The organism is Pseudomonas sp. NPDC088322 (assembly GCF_044740745.1).
GTDB classification, from domain to species: domain Bacteria; phylum Pseudomonadota; class Gammaproteobacteria; order Pseudomonadales; family Pseudomonadaceae; genus Aquipseudomonas; species Aquipseudomonas shirazensis.
The window spans coordinates 627,754-642,669 of the sequence record NZ_JBIURK010000004.1 but is presented as its reverse complement, the minus strand read 5'-3'; the positions used below and the strand labels follow the sequence as shown (position 1 = coordinate 642,669).

Sequence of the window (14,916 nt, the reverse complement as noted above, 5' to 3'; positions counted from 1 at the left end):
CAGGTCTTGCGAAGGGAGGTGACGGGCATGGATGCCCGTCAAGCGCTGCGGGCCAGGATGGCCCGTACAGCGCGGTCCTCCCGGGAGCAAGACCGAAGCGAGGGAACCCCGCAGCGCAGCGAAGGGGCCGGATGTGGAGCCAAGACCTTTTTTGGTTACTTTTTTGGGGCGTTTGCCAAAAAAGTGACTCGCCGTAAGGGCGAAAGGGGCCCTAACAGCCACCACAGAAAACGGATAAGCCCACAGAGACAGAGGACAAACCACAAATAGCCGAAGCCGCCAGAAAAAACTGTCGGACTTCTCCAGCTCATCCGGTTAGCAAAGATATCCCCTTCAACGGACCACCCCAATGCCACCCCACAGCAGCAACCTCCCCACCGCCCTGGCCCTGGCCCTGACCCTCTTGGCCAGCAGCGCCAGCGCCGCCGAAAAAACCGCGCCAGCCATCCCCCCGGGCCCGCTGGCCCAAGCCCTGAGCACCTTCGCCGAACGCTCGGGCATCACCCTCTCCTTCTCCCCAGAAACCGTTCAAAACCTCACAACCCAAGGCACCCAGCCAGGCGGCACGCTCGACGAAGCCCTCGCCCGCCTGCTCCAGGGCACCAACCTTAGCCCGCATAAAACCCAGTCCGGCTACGTCATCCTGCCCACCGCGACCGACACCAGCCTGCAGCTCGATCCCACCAACATCGACGCCAACGCAAGCCAAAGCGCCTTCGCCCCGGTCAGCGGCTACTACGCCAGCAACGCCAGCAGCGCAACCAAGACCGACCGCCCGATCCTCGAAACCGCGCAAAGCGTCAGTGTCGTCACCGCCGCGCAGATCGCCGACCGCAAGGTCGACCGCGTCGAAGACGCCGTCGCCTACACCGCCGGCGTGCGTGTGGGCAGCTCGGGCCTGGACCCGCGCTTTGACATGATCAGCGTGCGCGGTTTCGAAACCACCATGTCCGCCGACTTCCTCGACGGCCTGCGCCAACCCGGCAGCGGCTGGCTCTCGCTGTACCAGACCGAAGCCTACAACCTGGAACGCATCGAAGTGGTCAAAGGCCCTGCTTCGGTGCTGTACGGCCAGATCAGCCCCGGCGGCATGGTCAACAGGGTCAGCAAACGCCCGAGCCTGGACGCACGCAACGAAGTGCAGATCCAGGCCGGCAACTACAACCACCAACAAGGCCAGTTCGACCTCGGCGGGCGCCTGGACGAACAAGGCGACCTGCTCTACCGCGTGGTCGGCGTCTACCGCGATGCAGAAAACTACATCGAGCAACTGAACAACGACGTGCGCCTGATCGCGCCCTCGCTGAGCTGGCAGATCGACCCCGACACCCGTCTCACCCTGCTCGCCCAATATCAAGAGCGTGAAACCGCCGGTTCACCGATGCTCTACCAGCAAGGCGAGCACCTGAGCAACTTCTGGCAGGGCGATGAATACTTCGACAAACTCGAACAGCGCCAGTGGACCCTGGGTTACGAGTTCGAGCACATCCTCAACGACACCTTCACCTTCCAGCAGAACCTGCGCTACGGCCAGGTCGACACCACCAACCAGTACATGCAGCCCTTCCAGGAGCGTGGCTCGGTGCTCGATCGACAAGCCGTCGGCGTCTACGAAAACATGACCTCGCTGTCGACCGACACCCGCCTGGTCAGCCGCTTCGACACCGGCAACCTGCGTCACACCCTGGTCAGCGGCTGGGACTATGCGCTGCTTGAAACCGACCTGCTGTACGCCATGGGCCCCGGGCCTTCGATCGATCGCTACGCGCCCGACTACCATCAGCCGGTTGCGCGCCCGAACACGGCCTGGGCCGACGAGGACGGCCTGGAGCACCGCAGCGGCCTGTACCTGCAAGACCAGATCGAGATCGACCGCTGGCGCCTGTCGGCCGGGCTGCGCCGTGACAAGGTAGATGTACGCCGCAGCAATCACCTCGCCGGCAGCAAGCGCAAGGACGACGACGCGGCCACCACCGGCTCGATCGGCGCGCTGTACCTGTTCGACAACGGTGTCGCGCCCTACGTCAGCTATGCCACCTCGTTTTTGCCACAGAGCAGCAGCCAGCCCGATGGCAGCCCCTACAAGGCCACCGAAGGCGAGCAATATGAGTTGGGCGTGAAGTACCAACCACCGGGCAGCTCGACCCTGCTCACCGCCTCGCTGTACCACCTGACCCAGCAAAACGTACTGACCCGCGACCTGGCCGACCCGACCCGCAGCATCGCCACCGGTGAGCAGACCTCAAAGGGCCTGGAGCTGGAAGCGGTATCCGACCTGAGCGAGCGCCTCAAGCTGACTGCCAGCTACAGCTACAACGATGCCGAGGTGACCAAGAGCAACGACGGCAACCAGGGCAAGCAACCGCTCAACGTGCCACGCCATCTGGCCTCGATGTGGCTCGACTACCGCTTGCCGTTCGGCCTCGGCCTGGGCGCGGGTGCGCGCTACACCGGCAGCAACTTCGGCGATGCCGCCAACACCCAGAAGAACGAGGGCTACACCCTGGTCGACGCTGGCATGCACTACGACTTTGCCGGCGACCTGGACGGCGTGCGCCTGGGCTTCAACGCGCGCAACCTGCTCGACAAGCGCTACATCAATTGCCAGCAGGGTTACTGCTATCGCGGCGAGGCACGCAGCCTGGTCACCAGCCTCAGCTATCGCTGGTAAGGAGAACACTGATGACGCGCACACTGTGGATTTACCTGAGCGCCCTGTTGTTTGCCGGGCTGGCACACGCCGCGCCGGTGACACTGGACGGCACCGAACAATGGACGATGAAAAGCGCCGAAGGCCGCGAGTACCGGATCATGGTCAGCCTGCCGGAAGGCGATGTGCCGTGGACCGGTGGCTACCCGGTGATCTACCTGCTCGACGGCAACGCGTACTTCCCGGCCTTCCACGCCGCCAAGCGCGCGCAGGAGCGCTTGCGCGGCTCGATTCTGGTGGCGATCGGTTATCCCAGTGACACCCCGCTGGACTTCGAGCGCCGCGCCTTCGACCTGTCTCCGCCGCAACCGGCCGAACGCAACGTGCCGCCGCAGGGCGGCCAGGACGTGTTTCTGGATTTCATCGAAAAGCGGCTGATGCCTGAGGTCAACAGCCGCTTCAAGGTCGATCAAGACCAACGCAGCCTGGTCGGGCACTCGTTTGGTGGCATGTTCGCGGTGTATACCCTGTTCACCCGCCCGGCGCTGTTTCAGCATGCCGTGGCGATCAGCCCCAGCCTGTGGTGGCGTGACCGCTACTTGCTGGAACACGAGCGCACGTTCACCCAGCGTGCCCATGCCGGTCAGATCGACCTCACCCACAGCAGCCTGAGCCTGCTGATTGGTGATCGCGAGATGCCCCAGGAGATCCAGGACGCGCGCTCGCTGCAGTTGCGTCTGGAACAGCTGTCGCAGTACGGCCTGCGCAGTGATTTCCAGATCGAGCCAGGCGAAGACCATATGTCGGCGCCATTTCGTGTTGCCCCGCGCGTGCTCGACGAACTGATGAGCACACGTCGCTACTGACCGACCGACATCACCCCAAAGCGGCGCACCAACACGGTGCGCCAGATCCAAGGCGCACCCCGCTGGCGCATTGCATCCATGACATGAAACTGTCGTAAATGGTCGAGATCTTCGCCATTTACACCTCGCTACAGACGCCAACGTTTGCGTCTGGCCCGCCTCATAACGAAAGTGACCGGCGGGTCACCTTTTTATCACCTACTCTCCTACACTCAAATTCCGGCCCGCCATTTGCTCTGTCTTGAAGTGACGCAAATAAGTCGAACTTTTCAAAACGGCGGTGGGTCAGCAAGTAAGTAGGCCAGGCGAGGGAAAAAACCAGCCCTGGTCAAGCCATCCCAGACCGATCGACCGCCTTTGGCAAGTATGCCGATTGCGCAGTGCCCGCGCGCACGATCACGAGCATGGATAGCACTACACCGTTTAGACCAGAGAGAACCCAACACGAAGCAATGCGACGGGTGCCAGCCACCCGACCAGATTAGGGATGGAGAGAAGAATGATCAGTGCCGCTGTCGAGCCACACGCAAGTACTTTCAACCCGAACAACCGCGAGCCGCTGCAGATGGAGCGCGGGACGGCAGGCAAGGCACCTGGTGCCGAGCGCCAGAACAACCCGAACAAGCGCAAGGTTCTCTTTGTTACTTCGGAATTCGCCGACCTGGTCAAGACCGGCGGCCTGGGCGACGTTTCGGCCGCACTGCCGCGTGCCATGGCTCACCTGCACGATGTACGGGTGCTGATCCCCGGCTACCCGCAGGTGGTCGACAGCGACTACCCGATCCATATCGTTGGCGAACTCGGCGGCCACGCTGCTCTGCCGCCGTGCAAGATCGGCCGTATGGACCTGCCCGATGGCCTGGTCATCTATGTGCTGATCTGCCCGGAACTGTATGAGCGTGAAGGCTCGCCCTACGGCGCCAACAACGGGCGCGATTGGCCGGACAACCATATTCGCTTCGCCCGCCTCGGCTTGGCCGCAGCAGAAATCGCTGCTGGCGAGGGCCTGGCACACTGGACCCCGGAGCTGGTCCACGCCCACGACTGGCCGGCTGGCCTGGCACCGGCGTACATGCACTGGCGCGGTCTGAAGACACCGACTCTATTCACCATCCACAACCTGGCCTATCAGGGCGTGTACAACCGTGGCTGCAGCCCGGAGCTGGCGATCCCTGATCATGCCATGCAGCAGGAAGGCATGGAGTTCTACGGCAAGCTGTCGTTCCTCAAGGCCGGCCTGGCTTATTCCAGCCACATCACCACGGTCAGCGCCACTTACGCCAAGGAAATCACCACCCCCGAGTTCGGGTGTGGCCTGGACGGCTTCCTTGCCAGCAAGGCGCAACAGGGCTTGCTTGGTGGCATTCCCAACGGCATCGACGAAAGCTGGGATTCGGCGACCGACAAGCACCTGGTGCACAACTTCAGCATCAACGACTGGGACGGCAAGGCGCGCAATGCCGCGCAGGTCCGCGAGCTGTTCGAACTCGAGCCATCCGACGGCCCGCTGTTCGCGGTGGTTTCGCGCCTGGTGTTCCAGAAAGGTCTGGACCTGACCTTGGCCGTTGCCGACTTCATCGTCGAGCAAGGCGGCCAAATCGCGATCATCGGCCGCGGCGAGCCAGAAGAAGAACAGGCCATGCGCGAGCTTGCCCTGCGTCACCCAGGCCGGATCGGCGTGCGCATTGGTTTCAACGAAACCGACGCCCGGCGCATGTTCGCCGGCAGCGATTTCCTGCTGATGCCATCGCGTTACGAACCCTGCGGCTTGAGCCAGATGTACGCCCAGCGCTTCGGTTCGCTGCCGGTGGCGCGCAATACCGGCGGCCTGGCTGACACCATCGACAATGGCGTCACCGGTTTCCTGTTCAACGAATCCACCGTAGACAGCTATCGCGAGGCGCTGAGCCGCGCCTTTTATATCTATGGCAAGAAAGACCTGCTGCATGCCATGCGCTGCCTGTCGATGACCCAGCCATTCAACTGGTGTCAGGCGGTTGAACCCTATGCGCACCTTTATGAAGATCTGGTTAAACAGGTCCAGCTGAGCAATTACTGATCGGAGCTTCGAAGATGCACAGACATGGCGCACATATGTTGGACGCCACGTCCGCGCGCTTCGCCCTCTGGGCGCCGGATGCGCGCAGCGTGAGCCTGCAACTGCAAGACCAACCTGAAATCGATATGCAGCGTGACAGCGATGGCTGGTTCAGCATCGATGTCGCCTGCCCGCCCGGCAGCCGTTATCGCTATCGGGTCAACGCTGAACTGGAAGTGGCCGACCCGGCCTCGCGCTATCAGCCCGAGGGCGTACATGGCCCCAGCCAACTGGTCGACCTTGCTGCCTACCCCTGGCTGCACCCGTGGCAGGGCCGGCCCTGGCATGAAGCAGTTATCCAGGAAGTGCACGTCGGCCTGCTGGATGGCTATGCCGGGGTCGCCGGGCAACTGCCGCGGCTGGCTGAGCTGGGCGTAACCGCCATCGAATTGATGCCCTTGGGGCAGTTCCCAGGCGAGCGTAATTGGGGTTACGACGGCGTGCTGCCGTTCGCCGCGCAGCACACTTACGGCAGCCCGCAGCAGTTGTGTGCCCTGGTTGATAAAGCCCATGGCCACGGCCTGATGGTGATGGTCGATGTGGTCTACAACCACTTCGGCCCGGACGGCAACTACCTGCACGCCTACGCTGACCCGTTCTTCCGTGAAGACCGGCAGACGCCATGGGGCGCCGCGATTGATTTTCGCAAGCCCGAGGTGCGCGAGTACTTTATCCAGAACGCTCTGATGTGGCTGTGTGACTACCGCATTGACGGCCTGCGCCTGGATGCGGTGCATGCTATAGACCAACCGGATTTCCTGGTCGAGCTGGCCGCCCGGGTGCGTGCTGCAGTAGAACCGGGCCGACAGGTCTGGCTGGTACTGGAAAACGAGCACAATCAGGCCGACCTGCTCGAACAGGGCTTCGACGCGCAGTGGAACGACGATGGCCACAACGCCTTGCACGTGCTGCTGACCGACGAAGTGGAAGGGTATTACGAAGACTACAAGGACCGTCCAGTTGAAAAGCTCGCTCGCTGCCTGAGCGAGGGGTTCGTGTTCCAGGGGCAGAACACTCGCCACGGCACCCCGCGTGGTGAACCCAGCGGGCATCTGCCACCGACCTCGTTCGTGCTGTTTTTGCAGAACCACGACCAGATCGGCAACCGCGCCATGGGCGAGCGCCTGACACGCCTCTGTCCGCCGCAGGCGCTGCGTGCCGCAACCGGGTTGTTGCTGCTGTCGCCGATGATCCCGTTGCTGTTCATGGGCGATGAAGAAGGCAGCTGCCAGCCGTTCGTGTTCTTCACCGACTTCCATGACGAACTGGCCGATGCAGTACGTGAGGGGCGCCGCGGCGAGTTTGCCCATTTCGCCGCATTTGCCAACCCCGATACCCGCGCCAAGATCCCCGACCCGAACGCCGCCGCGACCTTCAACGCCTCACGGCTCGATGGCCAGCAGGTACTGGCCGGCTGGCACGGCTTATACCAGCAACTGCTGCAACTGCGCGCTCGGCATATCGTCCCGCATTTGCCCGGCACCCGCGCACTGGGCTGCGAAGTGCTCGGCGACAAGGCCGTCAGCGCACGCTGGCAGTTGGGCAACGGCAGCGAGCTGCGCATCGACCTCAATCTGGGCGGCAATGCCGTCAACGCCAACCTGCCCACCGCCCGCTGGCGCCTGTTCGACACCGGCGCCGATGCCCACCCTGACACTTCCCTGACCGCGCACAGTTGCGTGGTCAGCCTGATCCCTTCTGGCCTGGAACCTTCATGAGCGACTCGCCCCTGCACCAATTGGCCGCTCGGGCCGGCCTGGCCCGAGACTGGATAGACGCCAACAACCGCCCGCAGCAGGTCAGTGACGAGGTCCTGCGCCAGGTCCTGGCCGGCCTCGGCCACCCTGCTGACGATGATGCCGCGAGCACTGCCAGCCTGCGTGATCTGGAACACGCCGAAGACGGCGAGCACCTGCCGCCGCTGTTGACCTGCGAGGTCGACCAGGCGCTGTCGCTGGTGCATTACTTCCCGGCGGGCAGCGCTGTGCAGTGCGTGCTGGAAAACGGCGACCCGCTCGAGCTGCAACTGGACGAGCAGGCGCGGCTGCCGGGCACCCTGCCACTTGGTTACCATCAACTGCAGATCGAGCAGCGCGAGTTCACCGTGGCGGTTTGCCCGCCGCGCTGTTACAGCCTTGAACAAGCCGTTGACGAGCCGCCTGCGCGGCTGTGGGGCCTGGCCGCTCAGTTGTACAGCCTGCGCCGGGAAGGTGGCGGCGGTTACGGCGATTGCATGGCCTTGGAGCAACTCGCCCGCAGCGCTGCCGAGCGCGGTGCCGACGCCATCGCGATCAGCCCCATCCATGCTTTGAGCCTGGCCGATCAGCAGCATTTCAGCCCCTACTCGCCTTCCAGCCGGCTGCAGCTCAACAGCCTCTACGCCAGCCCCGCCACGGTGCTCGGTGAGCGTGCGGTGCGCCTAGCTGTGGAATCCTGCCTGTTGCAGCCAACCCTCGATGCACTGGAGCAGGAGCCGCTGGTCAACTGGCCGGTGGCCGCCGACGCGCAACAGCGCGTACTGGAAGCGCTCTACAAAGACTTCAATCAGGGCAATCATCCGCTACGTGAGGACTTTGACAGTTTCTGCGCCGCCGCCGGCGAGCCGCTCACGCTGCACTGCCGTTTTGAGCTGCTGCAGGCCGAAGCCGTCGCTCAGGGCATGAGCGGCGACTGGCGTAACTGGCCGCCGGCCTGGCAAGACCCTCACCACCCTGAAGTCGAAGCGCTGGCCGCCGCACATCCGTCGCGGGTCGAATACCATGCCTTCTGCCAGTGGCTGACCGAGCGCAGCCTGCAACGCGCGCACCAGGCGGCAGTTGCCGGCGGCATGGCCATCGGTCTGATCGCCGATCTCGCCGTGGGTGCGGACGGCGCCGGCAGCCAGGCCTGGAGCCGGCAGGATGAACTGCTGGCCAGCCTGACCGTCGGCGCACCGCCGGATATCCTCAATCGCTCCGGGCAAGACTGGGGCATCAGTGCGTTCTCCCCGGAAGGCCTCAAGCGCAACGGCTACCGCGCCTTCATCGAAATGCTGCGGGCCAACCTGGCACATGCCGGCGGCCTGCGCATCGATCACGTCATGGGCCTGCGCCGGCTGTGGCTGATCCCCAACGGCGCCAAACCCAGCGAAGGCGCGTACCTGAATTTCCCGCTCGACGACCTGCTGCGCCTGCTGGCGCTGGAGTCGGTCAAGCACGAGGCGGTGATCCTTGGCGAAGACCTTGGCACCGTGCCCGACGGCCTGCGCGAAACGCTGGCGAGCAAGGCCCTGCTGGGCATGCGCGTACTGCCTTTCGAGCAGCACTCCACCGGCCACTTCAAGGCGGTCCTGGACTGGCCGGACGACGCCATGGCCACCACCGGCACCCACGACCTGGCGCCCCTCGCCGGCTGGCTGCAAAGCCGCGATATCGACTGGAGCCATCGCCTGCAGCTGCTCGATGCCACCGCCGAGCTGCACTGGCGTCACGACCGGCAAAAAGAGTGCGACGGCCTGCGCAGCCTGCTGGAAAGCAACTACGGCCCGCTGCACGGTGATGACGAGTTGATTGATGCGGCTATCCGCTTTGTCGGCCATACCCGCGCGCCGCTGGTACTGATCCCGCTGGAAGACCTGCTTGGCAGCGATGAGCAGCCCAACCTGCCCGGCACTACCGAAGGCCACCCCAACTGGCGGCGGCGTTTTGCCAAGCCTGTAACTGAATTACTCGATGACGAAGACGCTGCACGGCGTTTGGAACTGCTGGCGCAAGCCCGCGAGCAAGCTTGGGAGCGTGACCGATGAAAGCCTTGACCGCCACTGTGCGCCTGCAATTGCACAGCGACTTCACCCTTGACGATGCAGTGCCGCTGGTGCCGTATTTTGCCCGCCTGGGCATCAGCCATGTGTACGCCTCGCCGATCCTCAAGGCCCGCGCCGGGTCACGTCATGGCTATGACGTGGTCGACCCGACCCAGATCAACCCGGAGCTGGGTGGCGAGGCAGCTTTGCTGCGCCTGATTGCCGCCCTGCGCCAGCACGGCATGGGCTTCATTCTCGACACCGTGTCCAACCACATGGCCGTCGGTGGCGCCGACAATCCCTGGTGGCAGAGCCTGCTGGCCTGGGGTCGACGCAGCCCCTACGCCGAATTCTTCGACATCCAGTGGCACTCCGCCGACCCACTGCTGGCCGGTCAACTGCTGCTGCCGTTTCTCGGCAGCGATTATGGCCAGGCCCTGCAGAACGGCGAACTGCCGCTGACCTTCGATGCCACGACCGGCGTGCTCGAGGTTGCTCATTACGATCACCGCTTCCCGATCTGCCCGGCCGATTACGGTCAGATCCTCAGCCACAGTCCACAGCTGCAAGACCTGGCCCAGCACTTCACTGCCCTGCGCGGTTCGGCGCAGCCGCTGATCGACGCCCAGGCGCTGCACGCCGAACTTGCCCGCCGGGTCAACGCCGGCACCTCGCTGGAGCCAGCCTTGGCCGCCTTCGACAGCAGCAGTGAGCAAGGCTTCCATCGCCTGCACGAGCTGCTCGAACGGCAGAGCTACCGCCTGGCCAGTTGGCGCACCGCTGCCGACGACATCAACTGGCGGCGCTTCTTCGACATCAATGAACTGGGCGGCCTGCGCGTTGAGCGTTCGGTGGTGTTCGAGGCGACTCATGCGAAGCTGTTCGAGCTGATCGAACGCGGCCTGGTCGATGGCCTGCGCATCGACCATATCGATGGCCTGGCCGACCCTCGTGGGTACTGCCGCAAACTGCGCCGACGGGTCGACAGCCTGCTCGCCGCCCGGCCAGTGGAAGCCGCCGTGGAGCACTTCCCGATCTACGTAGAGAAAATCCTCGGCGTCGACGAGCACCTGCATCAGGACTGGTTGACCGACGGCACCACCGGTTACGAGTTCATGAACCAGGTGTCGCTGGTGCAGCACGACCCGGCCGGTGAGGCGCCGTTGACCGAGCTTTGGCGCGAAGTCAGCGAACGCCCCGAGTTCGAGGAAGAAGTCCGCCAGGCGCGCAGACTGGTGCTCAACGCGAGCCTGGCCGGCGACTGCGAATCGGTGGCGCAGGCCTTGTTGCAAGTGGCCCGCGACGACCTGATGACCCGCGACCTGACCCTCGGCGCGATTCGCCGCGCCTTGCAGGCGCTGGTCGAGCATTACTCGGTGTACCGCACCTACATCAACGCCCTCGGCCGTCCTGCCGAAGACGAAGTGTTCTTCCAGCAGGCCTTGCTCGCTGCCCGGCAGACCCTCAATGAAGCCGACTGGCCGCTGCTGACCCAGCTCGAGCAGTGGCTCGGCGGCCAGCGCTGGCGCAGCCTGCCACCGGGCCGCGCGCGCAAGCAGCTGCGTCATGCCTGCGTGCGCTTCCAGCAGCTGACCGCGCCCAGCGCCGCCAAAGCGGTCGAGGACACGGCCTTCTATCGTTCGGCGCGGTTGTTGTCGCGCAATGACGTTGGCTTTGAAGCCGAGCGTTTCAGCGCACCGCCCGAGGCGTTCCATGAAGAAGCGCAGCGGCGCCTGCGTGACTTCCCCGACAACCTGCTGGCCACCGCCACCCACGACCACAAACGCGGAGAAGATTGCCGTGCTCGGCTGGCCGTGCTCAGCGAACGCGGGCCATGGCTGGCGGGCCGTGTCGAGCATTGGCGCGAATTGGCCGAGCCGCTGCGCGAGGCGCTGGACGATGGCCCGGCACCGAGCCCGGGCGACGAGCTGATGCTGTATCAGACCCTGCTCGGCAGCTGGCCGCTGCACCTTGACCTGAACGATCAGAGCGCGTTGGAGCAATACGCCGAGCGCATCCGCCAGTGGCAGCAAAAAGCCCTGCGCGAAGCCAAACTGCGCAGCGCCTGGAGTGCTCCAAACGAGGCCTACGAGGCCGCCTCGGCAGCGTTTGTCGATGGCCTATTGCTGGAGCGTGATCACCAGCAACTGCGCAACTCGCTGGCCGAAGCTGCACAGGCGCTGGCCTGCCCAGGCGCACTCAATGGCCTGGTCCAGACCCTGCTGCGGATGACCTCTCCGGGCGTGCCAGACTTGTACCAAGGCAACGAGTACTGGGACTTCAGCCTGGTTGACCCGGACAACCGACGCCCGGTCGACTACGCTCTGAGACGGGCCACGCTGGATGCCAGCACGCCACTGGCCGAGCTGCTTGGGCAATGGCGCGATGGGCGCATCAAACAGGCGCTGATCGCCGAGGTGCTGGCCCTGCGCATGGCGCACCCGCAGCTGTTCCGCCGTGGTGACTACCTGCCGCTGGAGGTACAGGGCGAACATGCCGACAAGGTCCTCGCGTTTGCCCGTGTTGCCGCGGGCGAGCGCGCCATCGTGGTGGTGCCGCGCCTGGCCAGCAGCCTGCTGGGCACTGCCAGCACACCGTTGATCCCAGCGCAGAACTGGGGCAACACACAGCTGATTCTGCCGTTTGCCGAGTCCACTGCACATTGGACTGGACTTTTTGCCAGCCGCGCGGTCAGCCCTACTAGAGCGCTGAATTTGCGCGAGGTATTGGCGCAATGCCCGGTCAATCTGTTGATACAACAATCTTGAGTATCAGGAGCGTCATGATGAGTGCCAACGAAAAGCGTATTCGCCAGTTTGCCTACGAAATCTGGGAGTCCGAAGGCAAGCCAGAGGGTCATGAGGAACGCCATTGGGAAATGGCCCGCAAGCTCGTCGAAGCGGAAGCCAGCTCGCCCCAGGCCGAGCCTCGTAAAAAACCTGCAGCCAAGCCCAAGGCCGCTGCCGAACCCAAAGCTGCCGCGCAGCCAAAGCCCAGCGCCGCCCAGAGCAAAGCAGCACAGGCCAAACCTGCCGCCAGCGCAGCAGAAAAACCAGCCGCCGCGAAGAAGCCTCGCACTGCGAAGAAACCTGCCGGCAGCTGAAACGCAACCATTACGTAGCGGTTGAGCTCAACGCCTCCAGCACCCCGGCGCCGTCCTGCAAAGCAAGTTTGCAGCGGCGCCGGGGCTGGCATGAGCTACCCGCCGTACGAACACCGTTGCCCACCCATTCCCCTTGCCATCGAGGTCTGCCATGAGCCCCCGTGCCCAAAAGAAAACCCGCTCCGTTGCTCCCTCGCGCATTCGCGAGGGCATGCCCTTCCCCCTCGGTGCTACCTGGGACGGCCTAGGCGTCAACTTCGCCTTGTTCTCGGCCAACGCCACCAAGGTTGAACTGTGCATCTTCGATTCCAGCGGTGAGCACGAGCTCGAGCGTATCGAGCTGCCTGAATACACCGACGAGATCTATCACGGCTACCTGCCAGACGCCCACCCGGGGCTGGTTTACGGCTACCGTGTGTACGGCCCGTACGAGCCGCAGAACGGTCATCGTTTCAACCCTAACAAGCTGTTGATCGACCCCTACGCCAAACAGCTGGTCGGCACCCTGAAGTGGTCGGAAGCGCTGTTCGGCTACACCATCGGCCATCCCGATGGCGACCTGTCGTTCGACGAGCGTGACAGCGCCCCGTTCGTGCCCAAGTGCAAGGTCATCGACCCGGCCTTTACCTGGGGCCGCGACCACCGGGTGCAGGTGCCGTGGGATCAGACCATCATCTACGAAGCCCATACCCGTGGCATCAGCATGCGCCACCCTTCGGTGCCAGAAGAGCTGCGCGGCACCTTCGCCGGCCTGGCCAACGATGATCTGCTCAAACACATCAAGGATCTGGGCGTCTCGTCGATCGAGCTGCTGCCGATCCACGCCTTCGTCAACGACCAGCACCTGCTGGAAAAAGACCTGAGCAACTACTGGGGCTACAACAGCATCGCCTTCTTCGCGCCGCACCCGGCGTACCTGGCCAGCGGCAAGATCGCCGAGTTCAAGGAGATGGTCGCGCACCTGCACAACGCCGACCTCGAAGTGATCCTCGATGTGGTCTACAACCACACCGCCGAAGGCAACGAGCAAGGCCCGACGCTGTCGATGCGCGGTATCGACAATGCCTCGTACTACCGCCTGATGCCGGATGACAAGCGCTACTACATCAACGACTCCGGCACCGGCAACACCCTCGACCTGAGCCACCCGTGCGTGCTGCAACTGGTCACCGACTCGCTGCGTTACTGGGCCGGCGAGATGCGCGTGGACGGCTTCCGCTTCGACCTGGCGACCATCCTCGGCCGTTACCATGATGGCTACAACGAGCGCCACAGCTTCCTCGTCGCCTGCCGCCAGGACCCGCTGCTGAGCCAGGTCAAGCTGATCGCCGAGCCGTGGGACTGTGGCCCAGGCGGTTACCAGGTCGGCAACTTTGCGCCGGGCTGGGCCGAGTGGAACGACCGCTTCCGCGACACGGTGCGCAGCTTCTGGAAAGGCGACGAAGGCCAGCTGGCCGACTTTGCCGCGCGCATGACTGCCTCCGGCGACATGTTCAACAACCGCGGCCGGCGCCCGTATTCTTCGGTCAACTTCATCACAGCCCACGACGGCTTCACCCTGCGTGACCTGGTCTCGTACAACGACAAGCACAACGAAGACAACGACGAGAACAACCAGGACGGCACCAGCAACAACATGTCGTGGAACTGCGGTGCCGAAGGCCCGACCGAAGATCCCGAGATCGCCGCCCTGCGCATGCGCCAGATGCGCAACTTCTTCTCTACCCTGCTGCTTGCCCAAGGCACGCCTATGATCGTTGCCGGTGACGAGTTCAGCCGCACCCAGCACGGCAACAACAACGCCTATTGCCAGGACAGCGAGATCGGCTGGATCAACTGGGACCTGGACGAAGAAGGCAGCGAACTGCTGGCCTTCGTCAAACGCCTCACCCGCCTGCGCCTGAAGTACCCGGTGCTGCGTCGCTCGCGCTTCCTGGTCGGCGATTACAACGAAGCGATCGGCGTCAAGGATGTCACCTGGCTGGCGCCGGATGGCAACGAGATGAGCGTCGAGCAGTGGGAAGATCCGCACGGACGTTGCCTGGGCATGCTCATCGATGGCCGTGCGCAGGTCAGCGGCATCGCCCGCCCAGGCTCGGAGGCTACCGTGTTGCTGATCGTCAACTCGCACCACGACACGGTGCCGTTCCTGCTGCCTTCGGTGCCACAGGGCGAGCACTGGAACTGCCTGATCGACACCGACCGACCTGAGCTGCGCAAGGCTGAGCGGCTGGAGTTCGGCACCACCTTCGAGGTGACCGGCCGTTCGTTCGTGCTGATGGTGCTGGAGCATGACGACGACTGAGTGCGGGCTGATGACTGATGCACCTCTGCAGCGCTGTATCGCTGCAGAGGTGCAGGTCACACACCGAAAAGTCACACGCCGCTAGCAATGTTTCGGCATAGCCAATTCAGGGC

Annotated in this window: 8 protein-coding genes; all 8 read left to right on the top strand. The window is 64.0% G+C overall.

The genetic code is table 11. The annotated features are described in order from the left end of the window. Positions 1 to 349 precede the first annotated feature (349 nt). The 8 genes from ACIOAU_RS13660 (at position 350) to glgX (ending at position 14,803) form a co-directional block, all read left to right on the top strand. Positions 350 to 2,671 carry a TonB-dependent siderophore receptor gene (locus ACIOAU_RS13660; RefSeq protein WP_401182519.1) on the top strand — a complete coding sequence of 774 codons (2,322 nt, stop codon included), beginning with the start codon at positions 350 to 352 and terminating at the stop codon, positions 2,669 to 2,671. An 11-nt stretch (positions 2,672 to 2,682) separates the two neighbouring features. Continuing rightward, entirely contained in the window at positions 2,683 to 3,516 is an 834-nt protein-coding gene (locus tag ACIOAU_RS13655) for an alpha/beta hydrolase (RefSeq protein WP_188036326.1), read from the top strand. A 499-nt stretch (positions 3,517 to 4,015) separates the two neighbouring features. Continuing rightward, on the top strand, positions 4,016 to 5,575 hold the full coding sequence (gene glgA, locus ACIOAU_RS13650; protein ID WP_101320916.1) for a glycogen synthase GlgA: 1,560 nt from the start codon (positions 4,016 to 4,018) through the stop codon (positions 5,573 to 5,575). 14 nt (positions 5,576 to 5,589) lie between these two features. Then, complete coding sequence (treZ, locus tag ACIOAU_RS13645) at positions 5,590 to 7,332, top strand: malto-oligosyltrehalose trehalohydrolase (protein ID WP_150573428.1); 1,743 nt, start codon at positions 5,590 to 5,592, stop codon at positions 7,330 to 7,332. Then, complete coding sequence (gene malQ / locus ACIOAU_RS13640) at positions 7,329 to 9,398, top strand: 4-alpha-glucanotransferase (RefSeq protein WP_401182514.1); 2,070 nt, start codon at positions 7,329 to 7,331, stop codon at positions 9,396 to 9,398. Before treZ ends, malQ begins: the two co-directional genes overlap by 4 nt. Next, positions 9,395 to 12,163, top strand: coding sequence for a malto-oligosyltrehalose synthase (locus tag ACIOAU_RS13635; protein ID WP_401182511.1), 2,769 nt, complete (start codon positions 9,395 to 9,397; stop codon positions 12,161 to 12,163). Before malQ ends, ACIOAU_RS13635 begins: the two co-directional genes overlap by 4 nt. A 14-nt stretch (positions 12,164 to 12,177) precedes the next feature. Further along, a complete protein-coding gene (locus tag ACIOAU_RS13630) occupies positions 12,178 to 12,498 on the top strand; it encodes a DUF2934 domain-containing protein (RefSeq protein ID WP_101320924.1) in 321 nt (106 codons plus the stop codon). A 151-nt stretch (positions 12,499 to 12,649) separates the two neighbouring features. Further along, entirely contained in the window at positions 12,650 to 14,803 is a 2,154-nt protein-coding gene (gene glgX, locus ACIOAU_RS13625; protein WP_401182508.1) for a glycogen debranching protein GlgX, read from the top strand. The last annotated feature ends 113 nt before the right edge of the window (positions 14,804 to 14,916 follow it).

Coding starts and splice junctions, on each gene's coding strand:
- ACIOAU_RS13630 (WP_101320924.1), top strand. CDS start 12,178: ATGATGAGTGCCAACGAAAAGCGTATTCGCCAGTTTGCCTACGAAATC.
- ACIOAU_RS13635 (WP_401182511.1), top strand. CDS start 9,395: ATGAAAGCCTTGACCGCCACTGTGCGCCTGCAATTGCACAGCGACTTC.
- glgA (WP_101320916.1), top strand. CDS start 4,016: ATGATCAGTGCCGCTGTCGAGCCACACGCAAGTACTTTCAACCCGAAC.
- malQ (WP_401182514.1), top strand. CDS start 7,329: ATGAGCGACTCGCCCCTGCACCAATTGGCCGCTCGGGCCGGCCTGGCC.
- ACIOAU_RS13655 (WP_188036326.1), top strand. CDS start 2,683: ATGACGCGCACACTGTGGATTTACCTGAGCGCCCTGTTGTTTGCCGGG.
- ACIOAU_RS13660 (WP_401182519.1), top strand. CDS start 350: ATGCCACCCCACAGCAGCAACCTCCCCACCGCCCTGGCCCTGGCCCTG.
- glgX (WP_401182508.1), top strand. CDS start 12,650: ATGAGCCCCCGTGCCCAAAAGAAAACCCGCTCCGTTGCTCCCTCGCGC.
- treZ (WP_150573428.1), top strand. CDS start 5,590: ATGCACAGACATGGCGCACATATGTTGGACGCCACGTCCGCGCGCTTC.